Annotated in this window: 21 protein-coding genes and 1 pseudogene; 11 read left to right on the forward strand and 11 right to left on the reverse strand. The window is 58.4% G+C overall.

Features of this window, described 5'->3' with window-relative positions; all coding sequences use genetic code 11:
• Positions 1 to 23: 23 nt before the first annotated feature.
• The 3 genes from DPA2511_RS23725 to DPA2511_RS13450 all read left to right on the forward strand — a co-directional run bounded on the left by DPA2511_RS23725 (position 24) and on the right by DPA2511_RS13450 (position 3,892).
• Complete coding sequence (locus DPA2511_RS23725; RefSeq protein WP_015854299.1) at positions 24 to 650, forward strand: Fe-only nitrogenase accessory AnfO family protein; 627 nt, start codon at positions 24 to 26, stop codon at positions 648 to 650.
• Positions 651 to 1,019: 369 nt separating this feature from the next.
• Complete coding sequence (locus DPA2511_RS13445) at positions 1,020 to 2,627, forward strand: sigma-54 interaction domain-containing protein (protein WP_015854300.1); 1,608 nt, start codon at positions 1,020 to 1,022, stop codon at positions 2,625 to 2,627.
• 200 nt (positions 2,628 to 2,827) lie between these two features.
• Positions 2,828 to 3,892 (forward strand): nucleoside hydrolase, encoded by a 1,065-nt coding sequence (locus DPA2511_RS13450; protein WP_023638386.1) that lies wholly within the window; start codon positions 2,828 to 2,830, stop codon positions 3,890 to 3,892.
• 36 nt (positions 3,893 to 3,928) lie between these two features.
• Here the strand turns inward: DPA2511_RS13450 and DPA2511_RS13455 are convergent, their stop codons facing one another.
• The gene (locus DPA2511_RS13455) at positions 3,929 to 4,831 is read right to left on the reverse strand and encodes a DapH/DapD/GlmU-related protein (RefSeq protein ID WP_015854302.1); all 903 of its coding nucleotides are present in this window, start codon (positions 4,829 to 4,831) and stop codon (positions 3,929 to 3,931) included.
• Positions 4,832 to 5,222: 391 nt separating this feature from the next.
• Here DPA2511_RS13455 and DPA2511_RS13460 point away from each other — a divergent pair, with 391 nt between their 5' ends.
• The gene (locus DPA2511_RS13460; RefSeq protein WP_015854303.1) at positions 5,223 to 5,813 is read left to right on the forward strand and encodes a flavin reductase family protein; all 591 of its coding nucleotides are present in this window, start codon (positions 5,223 to 5,225) and stop codon (positions 5,811 to 5,813) included.
• Positions 5,814 to 6,038: 225 nt separating this feature from the next.
• Here the strand turns inward: DPA2511_RS13460 and DPA2511_RS13465 are convergent, their stop codons facing one another.
• From DPA2511_RS13465 to DPA2511_RS13505, 9 genes are all read right to left on the reverse strand, one after another.
• On the reverse strand, positions 6,039 to 6,254 hold the full coding sequence (locus DPA2511_RS13465) for a YdgH/BhsA/McbA family protein (protein ID WP_015854304.1): 216 nt from the start codon (positions 6,252 to 6,254) through the stop codon (positions 6,039 to 6,041).
• Between the two features lie 439 nt (positions 6,255 to 6,693).
• Positions 6,694 to 7,206, reverse strand: a complete 513-nt coding sequence (locus tag DPA2511_RS21820; RefSeq protein WP_023638388.1) for a class I SAM-dependent methyltransferase — start codon at positions 7,204 to 7,206, stop codon at positions 6,694 to 6,696.
• A gap of 161 nt (positions 7,207 to 7,367) precedes the next feature.
• Positions 7,368 to 8,969, reverse strand: a complete 1,602-nt coding sequence (locus tag DPA2511_RS13475; RefSeq protein ID WP_015854306.1) for a gamma-glutamyltransferase family protein — start codon at positions 8,967 to 8,969, stop codon at positions 7,368 to 7,370.
• A gap of 10 nt (positions 8,970 to 8,979) precedes the next feature.
• On the reverse strand, positions 8,980 to 9,852 hold the full coding sequence (locus DPA2511_RS13480; RefSeq protein WP_015854307.1) for an ABC transporter permease: 873 nt from the start codon (positions 9,850 to 9,852) through the stop codon (positions 8,980 to 8,982).
• 2 nt (positions 9,853 to 9,854) lie between these two features.
• Positions 9,855 to 10,796, reverse strand: coding sequence for an ABC transporter permease (locus tag DPA2511_RS13485; RefSeq protein ID WP_015854308.1), 942 nt, complete (start codon positions 10,794 to 10,796; stop codon positions 9,855 to 9,857).
• Positions 10,797 to 10,811: 15 nt separating this feature from the next.
• The gene (locus DPA2511_RS13490) at positions 10,812 to 12,323 is read right to left on the reverse strand and encodes an ABC transporter substrate-binding protein (protein WP_015854309.1); all 1,512 of its coding nucleotides are present in this window, start codon (positions 12,321 to 12,323) and stop codon (positions 10,812 to 10,814) included.
• A gap of 20 nt (positions 12,324 to 12,343) precedes the next feature.
• The gene (locus DPA2511_RS13495) at positions 12,344 to 13,408 is read right to left on the reverse strand and encodes an ABC transporter ATP-binding protein (protein WP_015854310.1); all 1,065 of its coding nucleotides are present in this window, start codon (positions 13,406 to 13,408) and stop codon (positions 12,344 to 12,346) included.
• Positions 13,405 to 14,409, reverse strand: coding sequence for an ABC transporter ATP-binding protein (locus tag DPA2511_RS13500; RefSeq protein WP_015854311.1), 1,005 nt, complete (start codon positions 14,407 to 14,409; stop codon positions 13,405 to 13,407). Before DPA2511_RS13500 ends, DPA2511_RS13495 begins: the two co-directional genes overlap by 4 nt.
• On the reverse strand, positions 14,406 to 15,128 hold the full coding sequence (locus DPA2511_RS13505) for a FadR/GntR family transcriptional regulator (protein ID WP_015854312.1): 723 nt from the start codon (positions 15,126 to 15,128) through the stop codon (positions 14,406 to 14,408). Before DPA2511_RS13505 ends, DPA2511_RS13500 begins: the two co-directional genes overlap by 4 nt.
• A 1,675-nt stretch (positions 15,129 to 16,803) precedes the next feature.
• Between DPA2511_RS13505 and DPA2511_RS13515 the strand changes: the two genes are divergently transcribed.
• The 4 genes from DPA2511_RS13515 (at position 16,804) to DPA2511_RS21825 (ending at position 20,308) form a co-directional block, all read left to right on the forward strand.
• Complete coding sequence (locus DPA2511_RS13515) at positions 16,804 to 17,478, forward strand: nucleoside recognition domain-containing protein (RefSeq protein WP_015854313.1); 675 nt, start codon at positions 16,804 to 16,806, stop codon at positions 17,476 to 17,478.
• Entirely contained in the window at positions 17,468 to 17,941 is a 474-nt protein-coding gene (locus DPA2511_RS13520; protein WP_015854314.1) for a YjiG family protein, read from the forward strand. Before DPA2511_RS13515 ends, DPA2511_RS13520 begins: the two co-directional genes overlap by 11 nt.
• A 27-nt stretch (positions 17,942 to 17,968) precedes the next feature.
• Positions 17,969 to 19,072, forward strand: coding sequence for a M20 peptidase aminoacylase family protein (locus tag DPA2511_RS13525; RefSeq protein WP_015854315.1), 1,104 nt, complete (start codon positions 17,969 to 17,971; stop codon positions 19,070 to 19,072).
• 621 nt (positions 19,073 to 19,693) lie between these two features.
• Positions 19,694 to 20,308 carry a TetR/AcrR family transcriptional regulator gene (locus DPA2511_RS21825; RefSeq protein ID WP_015854316.1) on the forward strand — a complete coding sequence of 205 codons (615 nt, stop codon included), beginning with the start codon at positions 19,694 to 19,696 and terminating at the stop codon, positions 20,306 to 20,308.
• Positions 20,309 to 20,337: 29 nt separating this feature from the next.
• Here DPA2511_RS21825 and DPA2511_RS13540 read toward each other — a convergent pair whose 3' ends face one another.
• Positions 20,338 to 21,420: an iron-containing alcohol dehydrogenase family protein gene (locus DPA2511_RS13540; RefSeq protein WP_015854317.1), complete on the reverse strand. Its 1,083-nt coding sequence runs from the start codon at positions 21,418 to 21,420 to the stop codon at positions 20,338 to 20,340.
• A 347-nt stretch (positions 21,421 to 21,767) separates the two neighbouring features.
• Between DPA2511_RS13540 and manD the strand changes: the two genes are divergently transcribed.
• From manD to DPA2511_RS21830, 3 genes and pseudogenes are all read left to right on the forward strand, one after another.
• Entirely contained in the window at positions 21,768 to 22,982 is a 1,215-nt protein-coding gene (manD, locus tag DPA2511_RS13545) for a D-mannonate dehydratase ManD (RefSeq protein WP_015854318.1), read from the forward strand.
• 13 nt (positions 22,983 to 22,995) lie between these two features.
• Positions 22,996 to 24,018 (forward strand): Zn-dependent oxidoreductase, encoded by a 1,023-nt coding sequence (locus DPA2511_RS13550; protein ID WP_015854319.1) that lies wholly within the window; start codon positions 22,996 to 22,998, stop codon positions 24,016 to 24,018.
• A 367-nt stretch (positions 24,019 to 24,385) separates the two neighbouring features.
• Positions 24,386 to 25,806: pseudogene (locus tag DPA2511_RS21830) on the forward strand (MFS transporter).
• Positions 25,807 to 25,810 lie beyond the last annotated feature (4 nt).

Genomic DNA, 25,810 nt, shown 5'->3' on the forward strand with positions numbered 1-25,810 from the left:
CCCAGGAGAACAGGAGAAGCGTTATGAAAATCGCGGTTTTTCTCGACGCGCAGGGCCGGACGGCGCCGCTTTGGCAACCCGGCGTCGTCGCCGTGTTCACGCGCGACGACCACGGCTGGCGGGCGTGCCAGTCGGTTCCTTTCGCCCTGTCGCCGCACATGCGTCTGGCGGAAATCCGTCGGCGTACCCAGGCCATGCTGTCCGCCCTGCCCGGCTGCCGCCATTTCGTGGCGCAGGACATCCACGGCGCGCTGCTGGCCTGGCTGGACGGTATGGGTGTGACCATGTGGCGATGCCGCGGCGAACCGTCCGGGTTTCTCGACCAGCTCGCCGAGCGGATCCCGGCGCCGAGCGCGCCGGTGACGCTGTTGCCGGAGGCGTTCATTCTGCCGACGGAACAGGAAGGCGTATTTCGTCTCGACCTGATCGCGGCGCTACGCTGCGGCGACGGCGCGCACACCTCCCGACGCCTGTTACAACCGTTCTTGCAGCAGCGGCCTTTTCAACGGCTGGAGGTGATCTGCGATCATGTACCGAAATGGTTCGACAACTTGTTGCCGGAATGGGGGATGAGCGCCCAGGTAGAAACCCGCGACGACCACACCCTGTACGTGGTGATCACACGGCAGGACGACAAACATGTTCGTTAATGTACCAACGACGACAACCCTGTTCGCCTGGGAACATTTGCGGTGACTCGCGCAAAATCCATTATTTTTAGGCGTTTATTATCAATAAGTTAAAATATCCCATACCGCTAATAAGCTGGCGTTGATCTTGCAACACTCAGGGAAAGGTCTCGTCCCGCAAACCGGGTTTTGCCCACCGTCCTTCGTTGCGTCGGCGTCAACGGTGACAGGGCGGTCGAGACGGGAAGACGATGCGCCCGTCGGGGCAGCGAACCCGCCCGACGCCGCCGACAGCGCCTGCGCCGTCACGACGGAATGCGGCCCGCTACCGTTCTGATCTGCGGCTGTCAGCCTTTTATACGTCAGTCTGGATATGCTGGGAGAAAAGCCATGCAACGTGATAAAAGACGCTTCACCGCCATGACCCGCCCATCGCTGATGGAACCGCTGTCATTCAGTTGCCGTCTTGGCGAATGCCGCTCCGAATTGTTGCCATTGCTGTCGGAAGTGAGCAAGGTGGTCAGCGCCGAAGGGTCGTTATCGAAGACGCTCAAACTGGTGCTGGAGCTGATGCAAAAACATCTACAGGTGATCCGCGCCATGATCACACTGTATGACGCCAGTTGCGATCAAATCTTCATCCACGAAAGCTACGGGCTCTCCCGGGAAGAAGCGGATAAAGGGGTTTATGCGCCCGGCGAAGGCATTACCGGCCGGGTGATCGAAACCCGGCAGCCGATCATCGTGCCGAATATCGCCGACGATCCGCTGTTCCTCAACCGCACCGGCAGTTGGAACCAACACCGCGACGGCCAGTTGTCTTTTATTTGCGTACCCATCATCCGCAGCCTGAAAGTCATGGGCACCATCGGTATCGAACGGTTGTACCACAACGAACAGCTGCGCTATCTGGACGTCGAAGTGCTGCGGGTCATCGCCGCCATCATCGCGCAGGCGGTCGAGCTGCATCTGCTGGAAAGAGCGCATCAGAAAATTCTGCTGGCGCAGGCCAGTTCACTGCGCCAGCAACGGGAGAAATTCAAACCGGCCAATATTATCGGCAACTCGCGCGCGATGCAGTCGGTCTACCAGTTAATCGACAAAGTGAGCCACGCCCGCACCACAGTGCTGATCCTGGGGGAAAGCGGCGTCGGCAAAGAGCGCGTCGCCACCGCCCTCCATCAGAACAGCCACTGCGCCAATGGCCCGTTCATCAAGTTCAACTGCGCCTCGCTGCCGGAAAGCGTGATTGAAAGCGAACTGTTCGGCCATGAGAAAGGCGCCTTCACCGGGGCGATTTCACGCCGCGCCGGGCGTTTCGAAGAAGCGGACGGCGGCACCCTCTTTCTCGACGAGGTGGGCGAACTGTCGCCGTCCGCCCAGTCCAAACTGCTGCGCGTGTTGCAGGAACGCAGCTTCGAGCGGGTCGGCAGCAACGAGACCATCCAGGTCAACGTGCGTATTTTGGCCGCCACCCACCGCGATCTGAGCGACATGGTGGAAAAGAGGCTGTTTCGCGAAGACCTTTTCTATCGGCTGAACGTGTTCCCCATTACCATTCCGCCGCTGCGGGAGCGCGGTAACGACATTCTGATTCTGGCCGACCACTTCAACGCCCATTTCGCCACAGAACAGGGGGTGGATATCCCCACCATCGCCACACCGGCCTTGAACCTGCTGTTGAGTTACGACTGGCCGGGCAACGTGCGGGAACTGGAAAACGTGATGGAGCGGGCAGTGCTGTTGGCGGATGAAGGCGTCATTCACAGCTACCATTTGCCGATCAACCTACAGCCCATCGTCGAACACATCACTCAACAGGATGGCCTGGAAGCCAGGCTGTCCCGCGTGGAGTACGACCTGATCGTCGAGGCGCTCTCAACCTATCAGGGCAACGTCTCCCGCACCGCCGCCCATCTGAACATGACGCGCCGGGCGTTGGGGCTGCGGTTGGCGAAATACCGGCTTGACTATAAAAACTATCGGGGCCGGGCATAACCATGGACAGTATCCCGACAGCCGGCCCCGGCGACGGCGACGGCGAGAACCGCTATCGCCGCTGACGCGCTGGCGCCGCAGTCTCTGTGCCAATGGCCCGGCAACTTGCGCGATCTGGAAAACCGTCTCGATGGTGTCAGAAGAGCGCCGCCCCGGTGATCGCTCTGCGGCTCCCAACCTGGCCGCCCCCTGGACAAGCTTTGACAGCCGCCGCCGAGCGGCCGAGAATCAGCACCGAGTCCCGTACCGGCGCAGCCAGCAATACGGATCTGCTGCGCGCCGGTTTCGTTCACCCGCAACCGGAAACGCCCATGAAAGTCATCTTTGATACTGACCCCGGCATCGACGACGCCATCGCACTGTTTTACTTAAGCCGTCTGCCGCAGCTTGAACTGTTGGGCATCACCACGGTGGTCGGCAACGCCGACGTGGATGCCACCACCCGCAACGCCCTGTTCCTGCGCCAACGCTTCGGCCTTGCCGCGCCGGTGATCCGCGGCGCGGCCCGCGCGCTGGACGGCGTAGCCCCCTCGTACCCGACCCGCATTCACGGCCACAACGGGCTGGGTGATATTCCGTTGCCGGATAGCGAGACGGCGGGGCTACGGCCCGGCTCCGCCAGCCAGTTCATCATCGATACACTGCGGGCACATCCGGGCGACGTCACCCTCATTGCCGTCGGATGCCTGACCAATCTGGCGCTGGCGCTGCGTCAGGCTCCCGACATCGCCGGGCTGGCCAAAGCCATCGTCATCATGGGCGGCGCATTCGGCTATCAGGGCCGGCACGGTAACGTGACGCCGGTGGCCGAGGCCAATATCCACGGCGATCCCCTCGCCGCCGATGACGTGTTCGCCGCCGACTGGCCCGTGGTCGTGGTCGGGCTGGACGTGACCTATGATGTGGTGCTGAGCGCGGACTACCTGGCGGCGCTGGCGCGGGACGCGGGGGAAAACGGCAAATTGATTCAGGACATTTCCGCGATGTATCTGCGCTTCTACCAGGAAACGCGCGGGATCGACGGCGTGGTGGGGCACGACCTGCTGCCGGTGGCCTACCTAGTCAGGCCGGAACTGTTCGCCACCCGCAGCGGGCCGTTGTGCGTAGTGCGGGAAGGCATCGCACGCGGGCAGACCATTCAGATGCCGGACACGCAGCGTCAGCCGCTGGCGCCGTGGCGCGATCGCCGTTCACAGCTGATCTGCACCGGTGTTGATGGCGACGCGGTGCTGGCGCACTACTGGGATTCGGTCACGGCCCGCTAACGTCCGCCCGGCGCACCGGGGCGGACGTCCCAGCCGCTAGTCGTTGCTGTGCAATGTGGTATTCACGCCACCCCATACCGACGTATCGGTGGGGAGCGCTTCCACTGCGCCGGTTTGGCTGTTGCGGCGGAACAGCAGATTATTGCGACCAGACAGATTACGGGCATACTCGACGCTACCGTCTTTCATCCGCACCTTGGTGCCCGCCGTCACGTACAGCCCGGCCTCCACGATACACGCATCGCCAAGCGAAATCCCGATGCCGGCATTGGCGCCGAGCAGCGATCCGCGCCCTATAGCATTGACCGACTTGCCGCCCCCGGACATCACCCCCATGATCGACGAGCCGGCGCCCACATCGCTCCCATCACCCACCGTAACGCCGGGCGTGATGCGCCCTTCCACCATGCAAGTCCCGAGCGTTCCGGCGTTGAAGTTGATAAATCCCTCATGCATCACAGTCGTCCCTTCCGCCAGATGCGCCCCCAACCGCACGCGGTCGCCATCCGCGACCCGGATCCCCTGAGGCACTACGTAATCCAGCATGCGCGGGAATTTGTCGACCGCAAACACCACCAGATGGTGGTAATCGGCCGCCACTCGTGATCGCAGTTGGCTGACCAGATGAGGCAACACCGGCCCGGCAGAAGTCCAGGCTACATTCACCAGGTGGGTAAATAGCCCTTCCAGATTGGCCTGATTCGGTTGTATCTGGCGCTGCGATAATAAATGAAGCCGCAAATATGCATCTTCCGTCGAGCTAACCGCACGGGTGATATCCGTCTGTATCTCAAATGCCTCATCCCGAATGAGCCCGTACTTCACCGCCAAACAGGAACGCCCTAATCCCGCTTCATCGGGGAAATAGGCCTCGATCGCCGCACCGGATTCGTTATCGATATAACGGTAGCCTGACGCCTGAAAAATTGTCTTACCCATCACAGATTCATCCCTTTGTTGATATTGACCTATTCTTAACCGCCCTCGCGTTCCAATCACAGAAGAAGAAACACCGGCCGACCACGGGTTAATCCCCATCATACGTCAAGGTATCGACGTATTAAGCGCTTTCTCCCACCTCAGCCACGCTGACAAACGCCCACAACAGAGTACGACGCTCCTCCTTATGGGTAACTGTGCGCAATAGCGATCGGCGCTAGTATCGAAAACGCAATGAGAACCTATCCCAGCGGGCGAACCCAGTGAGTCACCGTACGTGGGGATGTTGAGCCCTGCCAGGGCCCCAATGGCAAGTCAATATCCGGTTGGGACAGGTTCTACATATCGATGCACACAGCGGCCATTCTTTCCCTTGCTTTGACGAGATATCATGAAAAAACAGATTGAGATTACATCGTTCTATTACGGATTCCCGGTATTTCTGGCCTCAACCGTTGAACCGGAGTCGCAGACGCCGAATATCGCGCCGTTGTCATCATCATTGTCGCTGGGGGACAGGATTATTATCGGCGTCAATAAAATCAGTCAAACCAGCGCCAATCTTCTCGCAGGATCCGACGTGGTGATTAACGTGCCCGATTATCGCCTGTGGGAGGAAATCGAACAGATGGGGCGCCTGACCGGTACCCAAGCGGTGCCCGAATCCAAAGCAAAACAGGGGGTTCTGTACTGCGCCGACAAAACCGGCATAGTCGGCATGCATGTGGAGCCGTCGCATACCATCGCACCGCCGCGGGTGCGCGAATGCCCAATACAGGCAGAATGCAAAACGCGGGAGATCACCGATAAAGGCGCATTCATTCTGGCGGAGCTGGAAATACAGCACATTTGGGCCGAAGAAACGCTGTTGAATGAACAGGACAAACTGGACAGCCTGAAATGGCACCCGTTGATTTATAAATTCCGCGAATACGACACGACCGGCAAAGCGCTGGGATTTAATTGCAAATACGGGAAATAGCTTGACGAATCAATGGAAACCTCGCACACCGTCGGCCCAGATACCCCATGAATGAATACGCTTTAGACGGCGACCAAACCAGGGTGCGACATGCCTGTGGACATGCATCGGCAAGGGAAAAGAGAGGAAAAAGAACATCGGCAAAGATTGTTGAGGCAATAAACCCGTTACCACAATGACCGGCCGGCGGGTGGCGGCCATGCCGGCCACCCGTCCGCCATCCGATTATTTAGTCAGTTCGGCCACCATCCGGATATCACCGTTGTCATTGCCGGCCGCACTGATAATTTTATAGGACGAGCCCTGCTGGTGCGCCTGCGCGGCAATCTTGGCTTCCGCGCCGTCCAGCGTGCTGGAAGTCGCACTCAGGCTTTGTGCGAAGCTACCGAAAGAAACCAGGGACAGAATGGAAACAGCTGCAAAAAATTTGATGCTTTTCATGGTCGTATTCCTTAATCAATTTGTTTCTTAAGAAGCATGTTGCCTCGATGAGAAGAATGATAGGCCTGATATCCGGGGAGTAACAGCTGAACAATTTGCTTTTTGTTTTCAAAAAAATTGAATTAAATATCTCGAGCAGATACGCATAACGCGCAGCGAGGTATGCACGGTTGAACACCCGGCGCATAGGCGAGAACAGCGCCTTGCGTGGTATCTGTCGGCCAGACATGGGGCAATCCTGAGCGGAGAACAACGTCAAGCCTGACGTACATCCAACCCAGAGGGGATCCAACAGCGCGTTTTGATGCCGGGCGGCACGCCGGCGTCAGGAAAGGTGAAGCGGCAGCCTGTGCGGCTGCGCTAACGTCAAACGGTTCAGGCCATACTGCCCTTACGGAACTGCAAAATATAGTGATCCGGGCAACCATCCAGATCCATCTCATCCACCACAAAAACCGGCGGCGACCACTTCCGCCTGCGCCTGCTGAGGCCCAACGCGGCTTTGACTGCCTTTGAAATCCACGAACACGACGCGGGTTGCGGCGTCAATCTGGCGGTAAAGCTGCGCCAGAAACGCCTGTCGCTCCCGGATGAAACGGTAAACATTGGCCATAAACACCACATCCAGCCCGGCCGGCAGGCAAGGATCGCTATGCTGGCTCAGGCCAACGCGAATATGGGTGTACGCTGGCGTCGCAAAACGCCGCTCCATATAACTCACCATGTTGGGTTCGGTATCGAGCGCATAAACCGTACCGGCCGTCAGCCGCTCGGCGAACAGGCTGGAGAAATACCCGGTTCCCGCCCCCACATCGGCGATCACGCTATCGGGCCGCAGGTTCAATACCCGCAGAATATGGGAAGTCTTCTGCCACTCTTCGCGATTGTCCGCGTCAAAAATCTGGCTCAGACGCTCGGCTTCGGAAAAACTGATGGGGGCTGTGGATATCATGTCACTCTTCTCCGCTGTACAGGCTGGTTACGCTGCCGTTATGATATTTAAGTTGCATTTTAAATACAACTTAAATAGCGGTACTCGCCAGGTAAACGCAACAATGCGGAAGCGGCCGCCAGAGATCTCCCATCGGAAACCGCCAGCGACCGGCTGGCCGGTTAAAACACCAGCGCCTGCCCATCCTTACGGCTCTCGGTCGCGGCGATATAGATGCCCTGATCATCACGCAGGATCGCCTGCGCGCCGCCGAAGCTGTAGGACTGCAACGGATCTTCCACCGTGACGTCATGCCCCAACGCGCGCAACGCCGCCAGCGTATTGCGATCCAGCGTCGCTTCCACCACCACCTGACGGCCGGATTCCACCCGCCAACGCGGCGCATCAATAGCCGCCTGCGGATTCTGGCGGTGCAGCATGATGCGCAGCGCCATTTGCAGATGCCCCTGCGCCTGCATCGGCCCGCCCATCACGCCGAACGACATCAGCGGCTGCCCGCTGCCGTCCAGCGCAAACGCCGGAATAATGGTGTGGAACGGCCGTTTACCGCCCGCCACTTGATTGGGATGCCCCTCCTCCAGCACAAAGCCGGCGCCGCGGTTTTGCAGGCTGATGCCGGTGCCCGGCACCACCACGCCGGAACCGAACCCCATATAGTTCGACTGGATAAACGACACCATCATCCCGTTGGCATCCGCCGTAGAGAGGTACACGGTGCCGCTCTGATTCGGTTTGCCGAACACGAAATCCCCCGCCTGCTGCGGATCGATCAACGCCGCACGCTGCCGGAGATAGTCGTCGTCCAGCAGCCGCTGCGCCGGAAACGCCAGATGGTCGGGATCGGCGATGTAGCGTTCCAAATCCGCCAGCGCCAGCTTCATCGCCTCGATGGAGAGATGCAGCCAGGGTGCGGAATCCGGCGCATAACGCTCGATACCGCTGTGCCGCAAAATACCGAGCGCGATCAGCGTGGCGATCCCCTGCCCGTTGGGCGGCAGTTCATGCACGCTGCCGCCGGCGAACGGCACCGACAGCGTCTCCACCCAGTCGGCCCGGTGATTGCGCAGGTCATCCAGCGTCAGCGCGGCGCCGTGCTCACGGGCGAACGCGGCGATGCGCTCCGCCAGCTCGCCGCGGTAAAACGCCTCGCCGTGGGTGGCGGCGATCTTCTCCAGCGTATCGGCCTGATCCGGATTACGAAAAATATCGCCGATGCGCGGCGCGCGACCAAGCGGTGCAAAACAGGCGCTGAATCCCGGCTGATCGTTGAGCTTATCGACCCCTTTCTGCCACAGCCGGCCAATCAGCGGCGACACCGGAAACCCCTGACGGGCGTATTCGATCGCCGGCTGCGCCAGCGTGGTCAACGGCAATGTGCCGAAGCGCTGCGCCAGCGCTACCCAGGAAGACACCGCCCCCGGTACCGTCACCGCCTCCCAGCCGAGCTGCGGCATGGCGGAAAGGTGTGCGAAACGCGCCGGGCTCCAACCCGCCGGGGCGCGGCCGGTGGCATTCAGCGCATGCAGTTGCTTACCGTCCCAGACGATGGCGAACGCATCGCTGCCGATGCCGTTACCGGTCGGCTCCACCACGGTCAGCGCCATGGCGCAGGCGACGGCGGCATCCACCGCGTTGCCGCCCGCCTGCAACATCCGCAGCCCGGCCTGCGCCGCCAGCGGCTGCGAGGCGGCGACGGCGTTGCGGCCCATCATCGGCACCCGGTAGGAGGGGTAGCCCACATTAAAATCACTCATTCCACTCATCATGTTTCCTTTAATCATTGCGCGGATCGAGCGCATCGCGCAGTCCGTCGCCCAACAGGTTGAACCCCTGCACAGTCAGAAAAATGGCGATCCCCGGGAAAATGGACATCCAGGGCGCCTGTTCCAGATAGCCTTTGGCGGTATTCAGCATCGCCCCCCACGACGGCGCGGGCGGTTGCTGCCCCAGCCCGAGAAACGACAAGCTGGCCTCGGTGATGATCGCTGCGGCGATGGCCAGCGTGGCCTGCACCAGAATCGGCGACAGCACGTTGGGCAGCACGTAACGGATCACAATCCAGCGATCCGGCAGGCCGATGGCTCGGGCGCCGTCGATGTACTCTTCACTGCGCACCGCCATCACCTGCGCCCGCGTCAAACGGGCGAAAATCGGCATCGCCGACAAACCAATGGCGATCATCGCATTGCCGAGGCTCGGCCCGAGAAACGCCCCCAGCGCGATCGCCAGGATCAGAAACGGGCAGGCCAGCAATGCCTCGATGATGCGGGAAATCACGCCGTCCCACATCCGCTGCCAGTAACCGGCAATCAACCCCAGCGGCACGCCGATGAAGATAGCGATCAGCACCGAAATGCAGCCCGCCAGCAGCGAGGTACGCGCCCCCCAGATCACCCGGGACAGAATATCGCGCCCCAGTTCGTCGGTGCCGAGCCAGTGCAACGCCGACGGCGCCTTACGCACCGCCAGAAAATTGGTTTTGATCGGGTCGAACGGTGCCAGCCAGGGCGCCAACAGCGCGATGCCGACAAACAGCACGACGAGGGCGGCGCCAACCAGCGCGCTGTTGTTGCGCAGAAACTTGCTCAGCACCCGGTTGACGGGTTTGCGCCGCGCCGCGGCGACGGGGATCGCAGCATCACTCATGGTCAGCCTCGCATTTTCGGGTTAATCAACAGGTACAGCACGTCCGCCAGCAGGTTGAGCAGCAGAAAACCGATCGCCACGACCAGCACCACGCCCTGCACCACCGCGTAGTCGCGGTTGAAGACCGCATCGACGATCATTTTGCCGAAACCGGGGATGGTAAAGACTTGCTCGGTCAGCACCGCGCCGCCGAGCAATTCGCCGAACAACAGCGTAGTCAGCGTGACGATCGGCACCAGTGCATTACGCAAGGCATGGCGCAACACCACCCGCGCAGGCAGCAACCCTTTGGCGCGGGCGGTGCGAATATAATCCGCCTGCAACACCGCCAGCATCGCCGCCCGGGTATGGCGCATCAGCGTAGCGGCCAGCCCGGTGCCCAGCACCAGCGCAGGCAGCAACAGCGTGCGCAGGTTTTGCGTCACATCCTCCGCCAACGGCACATAGCCGGAAGCGGGCAGCCAGTGCAGATGCACCGAGAACAGCAGGATCAGCAGAATGCCGAGCCAGAAATGCGGTACCGAAATGCCGGACAGCGCCACCAGGTTGGCGGTGTGATCCACCCAACTGTTCTTGCGTACCGCGGCGACAATCCCGGCGCCGACGCCGGCCACCAGCGCCACCAGCATCGCCAGCAGCGACAACTCCAGCGTCACCGGCAGTTTGCTGGCGATAAGCGCCGTCACCGGCTCTTTGGTGCGCAGCGAGACACCCAGATTGCCCTGCAACGCATTCCCTACCCAGTACAGATACTGGGACGACAGCGGGTCATTCAGGTGATACTCCTCGCGCAGTTGCGCAATCGCCGCCGGATCGCGCTCCTCCCCCGCCATCGCCAGTACCGGGTCGCCCGGCAGCAGCTTCTGCAACGCGAACACCATCACGCTCACCAATAGCAGCGTGGGAACAGCCAGCAGCAGCCGCTTACCGATCAGCTCAAGCATATCGACACCCCTGGATTATTTCAGGCTGACGCCGGCCAGCCGCACCAGACCATCCGGCGACGGCGTGAAGCCGTTCAGCTTGTTGGTCATACCGAAGATGCGCGGCTCGAAGTAGAGATAGGCAATCGGCATGTCGGTCTGCAATTGATTCACCACCTTGCCGTACAGCGCCTGACGGGCGGCGATGTCATTGGTCTGGCGCGCCTGCGTCAGCCACTCGTCCACCTGCGGGTTACTGTAGCGCCCATCGTTGAGCGTGCCTTTGCTGTGGATGAACGAGAAAATACTGCCGTCCGGATCCGGGCGCCCTGACCATCCCGACAGGCTGAGCTGGTACTCGCCGCTCTGCTGGCGGGACAGCAGCGTCGCGAATTCGCTCATCTGCAACGTGACGTTGAAACCGGCTTCGCCAGTCATCGCCTGGATCACCTGCCCTGCCTGTTGCGCCGTGGGATTATTCGTCACCAGCAGCACCACATTGACCGGTGTTTTCACGCCCGCCGCCGCCAGCAACGCCTTGGCTTTATCGACATCACGCGCACTGATCGGCGTGTTGACGTGATAAGGACTCACCGGCGAAAAAGCCTGATTGGCCGGGTCGAACTGGCCTTCAAACACCACCTGATTCAGCGCATCGCGATCGATCGCCAGCGAGAACGCCTGACGCACCCGCGCATCCCTGAAAGGGCTGTTCGGCTCAACCTTGCCGTTGGCGATATTGAATGTGATGCCCTGATAGCCGAGCCCCGTCACCTTCGCCAGACGCAGGTTGGGGTTGGACTCCACGGTTTTGATGTCCGTCGGAGCGATACCTTCCGTCAGATCCAGATCGCCGGCACGCAGGTTGGCCAGCCGCACCGAGGCGTCGGGGATCGGCAGGAACACCACTTTGTCGAAGTGGTAAGCCGCCTTGTTCCAGTAGTTTTCAAAGCGTTTCAGCACGATGCGATCCTGCTGCACCCGGCTTTCAAACGCATATGGCCCGGAGCACACCGGATGCATGGCGAAATCCGGTTTGGCGGCGGCCTGCGGCGCCAGCATCGCGCCGGCGCGATCGGTCAATTGGCTGAGCAACGCCGCATCCGGGGTTTTCAGATGAAACACCACCTGATAAGGCCCGGTGACGTCCACCCGCTCGATAGAGGAGATCTCGCTTTTGCGTATCGACCCCGGCAAGGTCAGCGCCCGTTCGATATTAAATTTCACCGCCTCGGCGTTGAACGGCTCGCCGTCCTGGAATGTCACCCCCTGCCGCAGGTTCATGGTCAGGGTTTTGCCGTCGTCGCTCCACGACCAGTCCGTCGCCAGACCGGGGACGACCTTCAGGTGCTCGTCCACATCGACCAGCCGGTCGCACAGCGCGGCGAACACGAAACGGCCGTAGTAGGTTCGCGCCAGATGCGGATCCAGCATGTCCGGATCCGCCCCCAGCCCGATACGAAGGGTACTCTCTGCCTGCGAGGAAAGACTGGCCCCGAACAACATCAGGCCACCGACTGCGGTCAACAACGTATGACGGACTTTCATCACTTCGTTTCTCCAGAAGTTCAGGATGTATGACGGGCCGCCTGTTCGAACAGGGCCCGGCGACGTAAAAAAGCCTCCGACGGCGGCGCGACGGTGATCACGCTGCGATCGGCATGAATTTCCTGCCAGCGATGGCAGGCTACCTGACGTCCGCCGGGCAACACCTGGCGAATCGGCTCAAGCTGGCGGCACTCGTCGCGCACATACGGGCAACGGGTATGGAAGCGGCACCCGGACGGCGGTACCGCAGGATTGGGCAGATCGCCCTGCAACACCGGCATCGACTGCCGCAACCCAGGCTGTAATTGGGGCGCCGAGGCGATCAGCGCCTGGGTGTAGGGATGCAACGGCGCATCGAACAGTTCATCCGCGCGCGCCAGTTCAATAATCTGGCCCAGATACATCACCGCCACGCGGTCGCTCATGTGGCGGATCACCGCCAGCCCGTGCGCCACAATGATCATGGTCAAACCAAAACGGGCCTTGAGATCTTCCAGCAGGTTCACCACCTGCGCCTGCACCGACACATCCAGCGCCGACACCGGTTCATCGCCCAGCAGCAATTTCGGTGACGACGCCAGCGCGCGGGCGATGCCGATGCGCTGACGCTGGCCGCCGGAAAACTCGTGCGGATAGCGCTGCGCCCAGGCGTCCGGCAGGCCGACGGTGCGCAACAGGTCGTGTACCCGGTCGCGCCGTTCGGTTCGGGCCATCGCGGTGTGCAGCCACAGCGGCTCCCCGACCAGGCTCTCCACCGTCATGCGCGGATTAAGCGAAGCGAACGGATCCTGAAAAATAATCTGTAGCTCGCGCCGCAATTGATTCAGCCGATCGCCGCCGGCGCGGGTGATCTCTTCCCCCTGATAAAACACCTGCCCGGCGGACGCCGTCAGCAGGCGCAGCAGCAGGCGGCCCAGCGTGGATTTGCCGGAACCGGATTCGCCGACGATCGCCAGCGTTTCGCCGGGCTGAACGCTCAGCGAAACGCGATCCACCGCCGTGATGTGCTGCGTGCGGCGCAACAGACGCACCGGCCCCGGAAACTGCTTGCTCAAATCGCGGCACTCAAGAATGGGTGTGTTCATGCAATCGCCTCCAGCGCGACATGCTGCTCCAGCGGTACGCGAAAACAGGCGACGAGGTGTTGGTCGCCCAGATCCTGCAACGGCGGCTTGTGATGATGGCACTGCGGTTGCACGAACGGGCAACGGGTGGCGAAGCGACACCCGGCCGGCATCGCCTCCGGCAGCGGCACCTGCCCGGGAATGGTGGCCAGCGCCTGTTGGCGTTGACCCAGGCTTGGGATCGCCCCCATCAGCCCGATGGTGTACGGGTGCTGCGGATCGTTGAAAATCGCCGCGACGTCGCCGGTTTCCACCACCTGCCCGGCGTACATCACCGCCACGCGCTGCGCCACTTCCGCCACCACGCCCAGATCGTGGGTAATCATCAGCACCGCGGCGCCGGTATCCTGTTGTAACTGATTGAGCAGCGTGAGTATCTGCGCCTGAATGGTGACATCCAGCGCGGTGGTGGGCTCGTCGGCGATCAGCAGCGACGGTTGGTTAATCAGCGCCATGGCGATCATCACCCGCTGGCGCATCCCGCCGGAAAGCTGGTGCGGCCAGGCGCGCAGACGCATCGCCGCCGCCGGGATCTGCACCTTCTCCAGCATCGCCAGCGCCGCGTGCAACGCCGCCTCCCGCCGCATCGGGCGGTGGCGCATCACCGCTTCGGCAAGCTGGTCGCCCAGCGTGAACGCCGGGTTCAGCGAGGTCATCGGCTCCTGAAACACCATCGCCAGCCGGTTGCCGCGCAGATCCGCGTACTGGCGGGGCGACAGCGCGCGCAAGTCATGCTCGCCAAAACGCATCTCGCCGCCGACAATACGCGCGCCGGGCGGCAACAACCCCATCAATGCCAGCGAGGTAATGCTCTTGCCGCAGCCGGATTCCCCGACCAGCGCCAGCGTTTCGCCCGCTTGTAATGTCAGGCTGATGCCGTCCAGCACCGTGACCGGCGAGCCGTTAAACCGCACCTGCAAATCACGCAGATGCAGCACCGGCTCAGGATTCGCATGAGTCATGACCGTTCCTCATCCTCATTGGAGTGAATGGCGTCCATCAATGCCTGTTGTAACGCCAGCAGGTGTTCACGCATCACGGCAGCGGCGTCGACCGGCTGACGCGCAGCGATATGCTGAATCAGGCGATGGTGGTGATGATCGTAACTGTTCAGCCGATCCGGCGTGCGCGCCCGGACACGCAGGTGCTGCCAGCCGGGTTCGCGCCGGACGGCGTCGATAGCGTCGAACAGGCTGAGCATCAGCCGGTTGCCCGCCGCCTCGGCGATAGCGCGGTGAAAGGCGCTGTCCCACAGTTCATGCTGATCGCCGTCGGTCAGGGTGATGGTCTGCATCCGCTCCGCCAGCCGCTCCATCAACGCGATCTGCTCCCGGCTGGCGCGCAGCGCCGCCAACCGCGCCAGCCCCGGCTCCAGTTGTAACCGCGCCTCCATCACCTCCAGCAGATTGGACTGCTGCGGCAACCCTTGTAGCACCAGCGGTTGTACCGGCGCGGACGGCCCGACGAAAGTCCCCTTTCCCTGTTTGCGCCAGATGCGGCCCTCTTCCTCCAGCACATCCAGCGCCCGGCGGATTTCACGGCGTCCGACGCCAAAACGCTCCGCCAGCTCGCGTTCAGCCGGCAGCGGTTGCTCTGGATTGCTGTCATGTTGCTGAATCAGATGTCGCAGCGTATCCAGCGCCGAACTGGAATTGGCGCTGGTCTCTTTCGCACCACTCATGATTGGTTCGCTCTTTTTTCATCAAAACAGACATTAACCGTCGCAAAAATTGCACCACCCGTATCAATGCCGCTGGTATGAAGACAGGCAATAATCGAACCAATTTTTATTGGTTCATAACATTAAGCAGCAGGAGTTGAGCTAATCGACTGAGTGTGAAGCGAAAAATAATCATGGTATGCCGTCATCGACATCCACGATCGCGATACGTCATGGCGGTTGTTGCTCGCCAACAAGGCAGACAACGGTATGTCATGGTGCGTCGTGCAAGTGCAACGCAGAGGGAGAACCGCTTACATTGCGGGTGCGCCAGCTTTCCTCGTCCCGAGCGTCAGCTTGAGTCAACACCCGGCGATTCGTGGCGTTACCGATTTTCTGCCAGCGAAGGCATGAGGGTATATACCCAAAATAATTCGAGTTGCAGGACAACACGCTCGCGTGTTGAACAACGCCACGCGTTGGCCCTTTAGGGCAAGGCTCGTAAGAGCCTTGTAACGCGGCAAGAGAGCGAATCCCGATGCGCTTACTCAGGTAAGTGATTCGGGTGAGCAAACGCCGCCAACACACCTGCAACGTGAAGTATGACGGGTATAAAACCAACCATCAGAACCGCGGCAGCCATTTATTTTTTATGACGTAATACGCTGCGGAAAAATAAAAACCATTCCCGCCAGATATGATGGATTCACCCGTTTTAACATCACCCATGCCCAGGAAACGGTGCATATATGCAGGGATAAGATTTAGCACCCCAGAAAGTGAAATAGCGACAATGTGAAACTCCGCTTACCCTTTCGGGAATATCAACATACGGATATACGCACAGCATACAGCAATAGTGATACTGCCTGTTAAAATAAACAGAATAACAAACAAATGAATTTCCTAGCGTTTACATCAGCAAGCCAGAGCAGCCAATACACCGGCAACGTGAAGTATGACGGATATATATTCAGTTAAGGCACGTAACTGCTTATTTTGATCGCACCTTGTCTTTTTTAAACAAACTTAATTTAAATAATATAATCAAGTGACAATAAAACCGATGTGCTGTTAACGCTATGTTGCTATTAAGAACGGCTACCCATCGACACCGCCAGGCGCCCGATGAACAATGCTGGCAACGGGCGGCATTCACCGCCAGGGTGCATGGCGTGCACCAGAATAGTGATATTCCACAGCGTATAACATTGGCTGATTTAGGGTTAATGACCGAAAATCAATTTTCAATATTAATAGAAAGCTGCTTTGCATTTTCCGCAACGCCCCATAAATTAACGGATAAATTCTTGACAATAAGAGCAATGAATCAGAAATACGAAATATAACGTTCGTATTTTAATCAAATTACCAATTTCTTCCATTTACACGGAACCTTTTCCTGTTTTACGCCAGCCGTCACTTATTTTTTCCGCGCGTCATGACCTGGCGCCGTTTTATTTACCGTCGCTGGACGTATTTTATTTATCCTCGGTTGCGGTTATATATTTACGGGCACGTCTTTTGCTACTGACTTTCCGCTCGTGGTATTTAGCGGCGGGATGATTAAGAGACAGAGTACCGATTAAGACCGGCGCGCTGTCCAAACAATATGCAGCTGTAACTTGACGTATGACAGGTATAGACGTGCACATCACAACATCATCACCATATTCAAATAAAGAGGGTTAATTCGATGTCAGAGGAAGTGACTCTGCCAACTACCGGCAGGAAAAGCAGGTTTGGGGCGATAGGGCCCTACCTTGCACTGCTTGCCGCTATTCTGTTTTTTTCAGGGCTATTTTTTAAAGTCGACGGCCTGAAATGGCTCGGCGCGTTCGACTTCACCACCCTTGGCGGCAGCTTCGGCACCATCAAGGATGCCACCAGCACCTTCATCGGCGTCGGCGGCGTCAGCGCCAAAGCCGGCTTCCTGTTTGCCTTGTCGCTGGTGCCGACCGTGATGCTGGCGCTCGGCATATTGGAAATCTTTACCCACTATGGCGCCATTCGCGCAGCGCATCGGCTGCTGACGCCACTGCTGCGCCCGATTCTCGGTATTCCCGGCCGCACCGGCCTGGCGCTGATTACCGACCTGCAAAGCACCGATGCCGGCGCGGCGCTCACCAAAGAGCTGCACGATCGTGGTGAAATCACCAAAAAAGACGTGGTCATCATGGGCGCCTGGCAATACTCCGGCGCGGGTCTGATCAACAACTATTTTTCCATCGGCTCTGCGCTGTTCGCTTCTATGACTGCGCCGGTGGTCATCCCGCTGGTACTGATGCTGGTACTGAAATTCGTCGGCGCCGCGCTGGTGCGCATAATACTGAACAGCGTATATCGGAAGGATTTTAACCATGAGCAGTAATAGCCAGACCAACGTCTCCAACAACCCGTTCGACATTTTCGTCGTCGGCGCCCGCAAAGGCTTCAACATCGCCATCAACAATCTGTTGCCCAACGTCCTGATGGCTTACGTGATTGCTGAAATCCTCAATCTGTTGGGCGTGATGACGCTGCTGGGCAAGGTGTTCGCACCGATCATGGGGCTGTTCGGCCTGCCGGGCGAAGCCATCACCGTGCTGCTGACGTCCTGGCTTTCCGCTTCCGCCGGTACCGGCGTGGCGGTCAGCCTGCTGTCCAAAGGGGTTCTGGATGGTCACGCCATTACCATTCTGGCGCCCGCCATCTTTCTGATGGGCTCACAGTTGCAGTATATGGGTCGCCTGCTGGGCGTCGCCGACGTACCGAAAAAATACTGGCCGTTGCTGATGCTGACCAGCCTGTTCAATGCCGTGATCGCCATGCTGATCATGCGTCTGTTCGCCTGAACCAATACGATTTCCAGGGAGCGCAACATGTCTATCGTTTTAGAGCATTACAACTACCTGCACACCATTCCGGAGTTAGGGTTTCAGGAATTCAAAACCTCCGACTATCTGGCCGGCCAGATTGACGCCGCCGGTTATCGCGTGACCCGCGGCGTCAACGGCACCACCGGCATCATCGCCGAGCTGGACAGCGGCGTGCCCGGCCCGGTGCTGGCGCTGCGCGCCGACATGGACGCGCTGGGCCATGTGATCAACGGCGAGTTCTGCGCCCGTCATACCTGCGGCCACGATGCCCACTCTTCCGTGGTGCTGACGGCAGCTCAGGAGATTATCCGCGAAGGCCTGGTGAAAAAAGGACGGCTGAAGATCCTGTTTCAACCGGCGGAAGAGCTGGGCACCGGCGCCATCGCCATGGTGGAAGGCGGCGCGCTGGACGATGTGGATACCATCCTCGGCTTCCATCTGCGCCCGGTAGAAGAGTGTGTTCTGGGGGAAGCCATTCCCGCCGTGTACTACTCCGCCAGCAGCACGCTGGAAGTCACCTTCCACGGTAAACCGGCCCACGGTGCGCGCCCGCATCTTGGGGTCAACGCATTGGAAGCCGCGGCCAACGCGGTGATGGCGGTCAAAGCCATTCCGTTGCCGCCCCACCTCACCTGGAGCGCCAAGGCGACACGTTTCTTGTGTGATGCCGGCGTCACCAACTCCATCCCGGATAACGCGGTGGTGTGCTGGGATCTGCGTTCCGCCCAGAATGACCTGATGGCAACGCTGAAGGAGAAGGTCAGCCTGGCTATCGAACACAGCGCCGCCGCTCTCGGCGCCACCGTAGAGATCAAGCTGACGAAGGAAATTCCGGCGGCGGAAATCCACGAAGAGGCGACCGCGCTCATCAGCGATGCGATTGTGGACGTACTTGGGCCGCAGGGGCTGACGGCGCCGAAAAGCACCGCGGGCGGCGAGGATTTCTTCTTCTATCCGCGCTTGAAACCGGAGGTGAAATCCGGTTTCTGGGGGCTGGGCACCAATCTGAAGCCGGGCCTGCACCACCCCGATATGCATTTCGACCTCAATTCGCTGGAAGTCGGCGTTAAGGTATTTAAACGCTGTGTGGAAAAAGTATTGGGTTGAGGTCAACGGCATCCGACGGATGCCGTAGGTACAGGCGCTTAGTCCGCGCTGGGGTGAAAAATCCTGTAAGACGAACCGGTTCCGGCAGTCAGCATCTGCGTAATCGGTTCGTCACATAAGCGGGTTGAATACCGTTTTGCACCACGCATCCCGAGAATGAATGACGGGGCACCGCCCCGTGTTCCATCGCCAGATCGCTGTCGCGGCATCATCGCCGTCAGTTGGCGTCATGTCTGCGGGCAACCGCCGGGACGGCCTTCTTTCAGGACGCGCTCCTGCGTCTTTACAAGCTAATCATTCACCACTGAACGGCATAACCGGACGCTGTTTAGCACATCTTACCGGCACCACGCTCGGTGGCTGCCCATCAGGCGATATGCAGCCAGATACGGGTGCTCAGTTCCAACAACAATAACGCCCCTGGCAACACATAAATAACGACCATATGCCCCATGAAGTTAACGTCGACAACAATGTTATCACCGTTAACTTTAAGATGAATCCGTATTCTGTCCAGAAAAAAAACAGTAAAACTGATCTCCAGCTAACGAAACTTTATAATGACTAAATAGATCTACAGAAATTGGAATAATGCAGTACGCAACACAGGAGACGTGAAAAGTGAGTGAGAAAGGAAAATATCACCACGGCAATTTAAAAGCGGAATTACTGGAAAAAGCAGAGTCGGTGCTCATCAGCGAGGGAATTCGCGGACTCTCGCTCCGAACGTTGGCCAGACAGTTAGGCGTCAGCGAAGCGGCCCCTTACAAACACTTCAGCAACAAAGAACAGTTGCTGGAAGCGCTGGCGACGGAAGGTTTTCTACGCCTGCGCAACCATATCGACCAGGCGGTCAACCAGGAAGAGAAGCGACCGCTGACCGAGCGGCTGGCGCTGGGGTATGTCCGGTTCGCACTGGCGCATCCCAACCTGTTTCGTCTGATGTTCGGCCATGAAATTTCCCACAGCCTCCCGTCACCGGCGCGGCGGGAGGCGGAAAAAGGCAGCTACCAACCTATGCGCAACGCCATTTCGATCATTCTGGCTGAACGCCGCAATTCGCTGTTGCAAACAGAAGAAACCGCGCTGGGCGCCTGGTCGCTGGTGCACGGCGTCGCCACGCTGATGATCGACGGTAAAATCGCCATTCCGGATGACCCCGAGTCCTGCGACAACAAGATCGTAGCGCTGTGCCAGTCGTTTATCATCGGGTTATACCTGTCGCCCGCCCAGTAACCCGTGGGCAGGCGGAAACCGCCACCCGGTTAACGTTGCGCCGCCAGCGCCTCTACGCGGCGAATGGCGCGATGCACATCGGCGTCGGTCACGGCAAACGGCAGATTGGCCATATCCGGCGCCTTCACCGATGCGCTCACAATCGCATTCAGTTCATCATCGCTCAGATCGGGGCAGATCTCCGCCAACGTCAGCGGCACCGCGCACGCATCCGCCAGTCGAATCGCTTCCAGCAGTTCCGCATCGCTGCGCTGTTCCAGCGCCAGCAGGCACAGATTGCCGAACCCCACCAACAGACCGTGGCCGAACTCCCGGGTCTTGTCGCACACGGTGAAACCTTCATACAACGCATGAGCCGCCGCAGCGTGGGCGCCGCTGGCCATCAGCGATGTCAAACCGGCGAACAGAAAGATCGCATCCAGTACCTGCTCCAACGCGGCGTTGCTCTCGCCGGCGGCAACCGTCTGACAGGCTTGTGCGCCGTAGCGTTGGATCAGCTGGAAACAGATTTCGCTGTTGGCGCGGGAAGAGGAGGCAAAACCATTGTCGCTGCGCCCGGTGTCGATGGCGCGGAACTCATACCATTTCGCCAGCGTGTCGCCCAGCCCGGCCGCCAGCCAGCGTAACGGCGCACGCGCCAGCAGCGCGCTGTCGATCACCACGGCGGCGGGCGCCACCGGCAGAAGGTACAAATCGTGGAAATGGCCGTCGTCATGGTAACGCACCGACAACGGCGTCACGGCAGCGCAGGTTGCCGCGATGGTCGGCAGCGTCACCACCGGGATCCCGGCCTGATACGCGACCGCTTTGCCGGTATCCAGCGCCTTACCGCCGCCCACCGCCAGCAATACATCGCTGTCGGTATCCCGTACCCGGCCGCACAGACGTTCAATCTGGCTGATGCTGCACTGTTCGCCCGTCCACTCCAGCCCGGCCAGCGTCACCCCGGCCTGCTGCAGTTGTTCGCGAATCAGGGACTCCGTGGCGGCCAGCGCCCGATGCCCGCCAACCACCAAAACGCGCGCGCCCAGCCGGGCGCATGTTTTCCCCAGTTGCTGACTGGCGCCGGCGCCGCGCAGCACGGTGGCCGGGAAAAAGACCTGTTGTGTCATTGTTATTCCTGTTAATTGCACATTAATCAATAGCGGGGTATCGCCTGATGCCGACCCGTTAACCTCCACGCGGGCGTTCCATCATGCGGGGGAACTCGTACCAACCGGTACCTGCGTTTTCCCGTCCGCTGAGCCTAACCGTTCGGCATCAGCGCGTCACGCATTGTTATAACCTTATGTATAAGAAAGAGTTATCCCACCGCCAGCCGCCGCCTCTCGTCGGACGCCATCATAGCATCAGGATCTTTTTATCGCGCTGGAAGGATAAATGTGAAGCAACGCATAGTATCTCAATAGTCATACTTGTATGGTAGTTGCATCAAGAACATCCAAAAGGAATCAGTCACGTGAAAATTGTCAGTGCAGAGGTCTTTGTCACCTGCCCAGGACGCAACTTCGTCACCCTGAAAATCACTACCGCCGACGGCATCAGCGGCATTGGCGACGCCACCCTTAACGGCCGCGAGCTGTCTGTGGCGTCCTATCTGAAGGATCATATTTGTCCGCAGTTAATCGGGCGGGATGCCCGGCAGATTGAGGATATCTGGCAATATTTCTACAAAGGCGCCTACTGGCGTCGCGGCCCGGTCACGATGTCCGCCATCTCCGCCGTCGACATGGCGCTGTGGGATATCAAGGGCAAGATGGCGAACATGCCGTTGTACCAATTGCTGGGCGGCGCCTCCCGCGCCGGCGTGATGGTCTATTGCCACACCACCGGCCACTCCATCGACGACGTGCTGGACGACTACGCCAGACACCGCGAGATGGGGTTTAAAGCCATCCGCGTGCAGTGCGGCGTTCCCGGCATGAAAACCACCTACGGCATGGCGAAGGGTAAAGGCTTGGCCTATGAACCCGCCACCAAGGGCAACTGGCCGGAAGAACAGATTTGGTCGACGGAAAAATACCTCGACTTCGTACCCAATTTGTTTGAAGCGGTACGCAACAAATTCGGGTTCGATGAACACCTGCTGCACGACATGCACCACCGTCTGACGCCGATTGAAGCGGCGCGCTTCGGCAAAAGCGTGGAACCCTATCGGCTCTTCTGGATGGAAGACCCGACGCCTGCGGAAAACCAAGAATGCTTCCGCCTGATTCGTCAGCACACCGTGACCCCGATCGCCGTCGGCGAAGTGTTCAACAGCATTTGGGATTGCAAACAACTGATTGAAGAACAGCTGATCGACTACATTCGCACCACCATCACCCACGCCGGCGGCATCACCGGTATGCGGCGCATCGCCGACTTCGCCTCGCTGTATCAGGTACGTACCGGGTCACACGGCCCATCCGACCTTTCACCCATCTGTATGGCGGCGGCGTTGCATTTCGATCTTTGGGTACCCAATTTCGGCATTCAGGAATACATGGGCTACTCGGAACAGATGCTGGAAGTGTTCCCGCACAGCTGGACATTCGACGGCGGTTATATGCACCCCGGCGATAAGCCCGGCCTCGGCATCGAATTTGATGAAAAACTGGCGGCCAAATATCCCTTCGAACCCGCCAATCTGCCGATCGCCCGTCTCGAAGACGGTACGTTGTGGAACTGGTAAACCGAGGTCATACATGAAAAGCATTGTCATTGAACAACCCAACGTACTGACTATCGCCGAACGCGATATCCCGCAGCCGGCGAGCGGAGATGTCAGGGTCAAAGTGCAACTGGCGGGTATCTGTGGTTCAGACAGCCACATCTACCGCGGCCACAACCCATTCGCTAAATATCCGCGCGTCATCGGCCATGAATTCTTCGGCGTGATTGACGCCGTGGGTGAAGGCGTCGATCCCACACGTATCGGCGAGCGCGTATCCGTTGACCCCGTGGTCAGCTGCGGCCATTGTTATCCCTGTTCCGTCGGCCGTCCCAATGTTTGCGCCGCATTGACCGTGTTAGGCGTGCATCGCGACGGCGGCTTCAGCGAATACGCCACCGTCCCCGCCCGCAATGCGTACCCGATACCCGATACCATCCCCGACGAATTCGCGGTCATGGTGGAACCCTTCACCATATCCGCTAATGTCACCGCGCAGGTCAAACCCACCGAAGCGGATGTCGCCCTGATTTACGGCGCGGGCCCCATGGGCCTGACATCGGTACAGGTGCTAAAAGGCGTTTACAACGTTGGCGAAGTCATTGTTGTTGACCGTATCCCCGAAAGACTGGCAATGGCGCAGCGCTGCGGCGCAGATAGCGTGATCGACAATCGCTCGCTGTCGCTGGCGGATACGCTGAATGCCCGTGGCATCAAGCCTACACTGATTATCGATGCCGCCTGCCACCCAGGCATTCTGCAGGAAGCGATTACCATCGCGTCGCCCGCAGCGCGTATCGCCATCATGGGTTTCTCCAGCGAGCCTTGTCAGATTATCCAACAGGGGATTACCAGCAAGGAGTTATCCATATTCTCTTCCCGTCTCAATGCCAATAAATTCCCAATGGTGATTGATTGGCTGGAGAAAAAATTAATCGACCCGGCAAAACTGATTACACACCGTTTTCATTACGCTGATGTCGTCACAGCCATTGAAATATTCGAGAAGGATCAGAAAAGCTGCTGCAAGGTATTACTGAAATTTACTCATGAGTGATAAATAAAGATTATTTATCCGCAAAATGCGTTAGCCGGTAATACGGCAAAGCCCCGGAAATTGACCCAGTCAATCACCGGGGTAAACGTTAATATATCGAATATGGAATTACACGCTCCCACTGACCTGCGCCATAGTGGGGACGGGGAATAATGCCGATACGCCGGCGACTTGAAATATGAAAGGAACATAACAGGAGGAGATAGCGAACAATTTATCATTCCTTTTTCATGAGTCTTATGACGAATCTATTCTACTGTACTTTCCAGATCCTGGCAGGGCTCTGGTATAGCGTTCATGCACACAATTAACAAGATGTTCAAAATCTGTGCTATACGCATAACTACAATTCGTGAAGAGTATAAACATGAATAAAGCAAAAACGATGTCTGCGTCAGATAAAAGCGAAAGAGATGCCTCCGATCTTGTCAAAGCCGCAGTATCAGGATGGCTAGGCACCGCGCTGGAATTTATGGATTTTCAACTGTATTCACTCGGGGCCGCATTAGTTTTTCATGAAGTATTTTTCCCAGAACAGTCTGCTGCAATGGCGCTTATTCTGGCGATGGGAACATACGGCGCTGGATATATCGCACGAATTATCGGCGCATTTGTTTTCGGCAGAATGGGGGATGCCATCGGCAGAAAGAAAGTGCTGTTTATCACAATTACCATGATGGGGGTATGCACCACCTTAATCGGCGTGTTACCGACTTATGCGCAGATAGGTATTTGGGCCCCGCTGTTATTGATAATACTGCGAATAATCCAGGGCCTGGGCGCTGGTGCGGAAATTTCCGGTGCCGGAACCATGCTGGCGGAATACGCCCCCAAAGGAAAACGGGGCATCATTTCATCGCTGGTGGCGATGGGAACCAACTGCGGCACCTTGAGCGCCACCGCTATCTGGGCCGTCATGTTCTTTGTTCTTGATCGGCAACAGCTGCTGGATTGGGGTTGGCGTATTCCGTTTTTGGCCAGCGTTATCGTGATGATTTTCGCTATCTGGCTGCGTATGAATTTAAAAGAAAGCCCGGTATTTGAAAAACCAACGACGCTCTGGCACAAAATGCATCATCCACCACCACAAATACGGCGGTGCAACATAAATCATTGTCGAGCATGTTTAGCAGTAAATCATTTTGGCTGGCAACCGGATTACGTTTTGGTCAAGCCGGTAATTCCGGATTAATTCAGACATTCCTGGCCGGATATCTGGTACAAAGTCTGTTATTTGAAAAACGAATCCCAACTGATGCGTTGATGTTTAGTTCTATTATCGGGTTTATGACTATCCCACTATTAGGATGGTTATCAGATAAATTCGGTCGCAGGATCCCCTATATTATTCTAAATATTTCCGCCATTCTTTTGGCCTATCCGATGTTGTCAATTATCGTCGACAAGTCCATGCCCGCCAGTACGATTATTGTCAGCATTATTATTATTCATAATTTCGCGGTGCTGGGATTGTTTGCGCTGGAAAATATCACCATGGCGGAAATTTTCGGTTCACGAAACCGCTTTACGCAAATGGCGATTGCCAAAGAAGCAGGCGGCTTGGTCGCTGTCGGTTTCGGCCCCGTGCTGGCAGGTATTTTCTGTAATATGGCGGGTTCATGGTGGCCGATTACTGTGATGTTGATTATTTATTCCTGTATCGGATTACTGTCCGCCATCAAAATGCCGGAAGTTAAAGATCGTGATTTGAGTATTCCGGAGGACGTGGTAGAGCACGCCGAGATACACGCAAAAAATATCCCGCACAACTATCAATCCATGGTCTGATAAA

The sequence above is a fragment of the Musicola paradisiaca NCPPB 2511 genome, assembly GCF_000400505.1.
Lineage (GTDB): Bacteria > Pseudomonadota > Gammaproteobacteria > Enterobacterales > Enterobacteriaceae > Musicola > Musicola paradisiaca.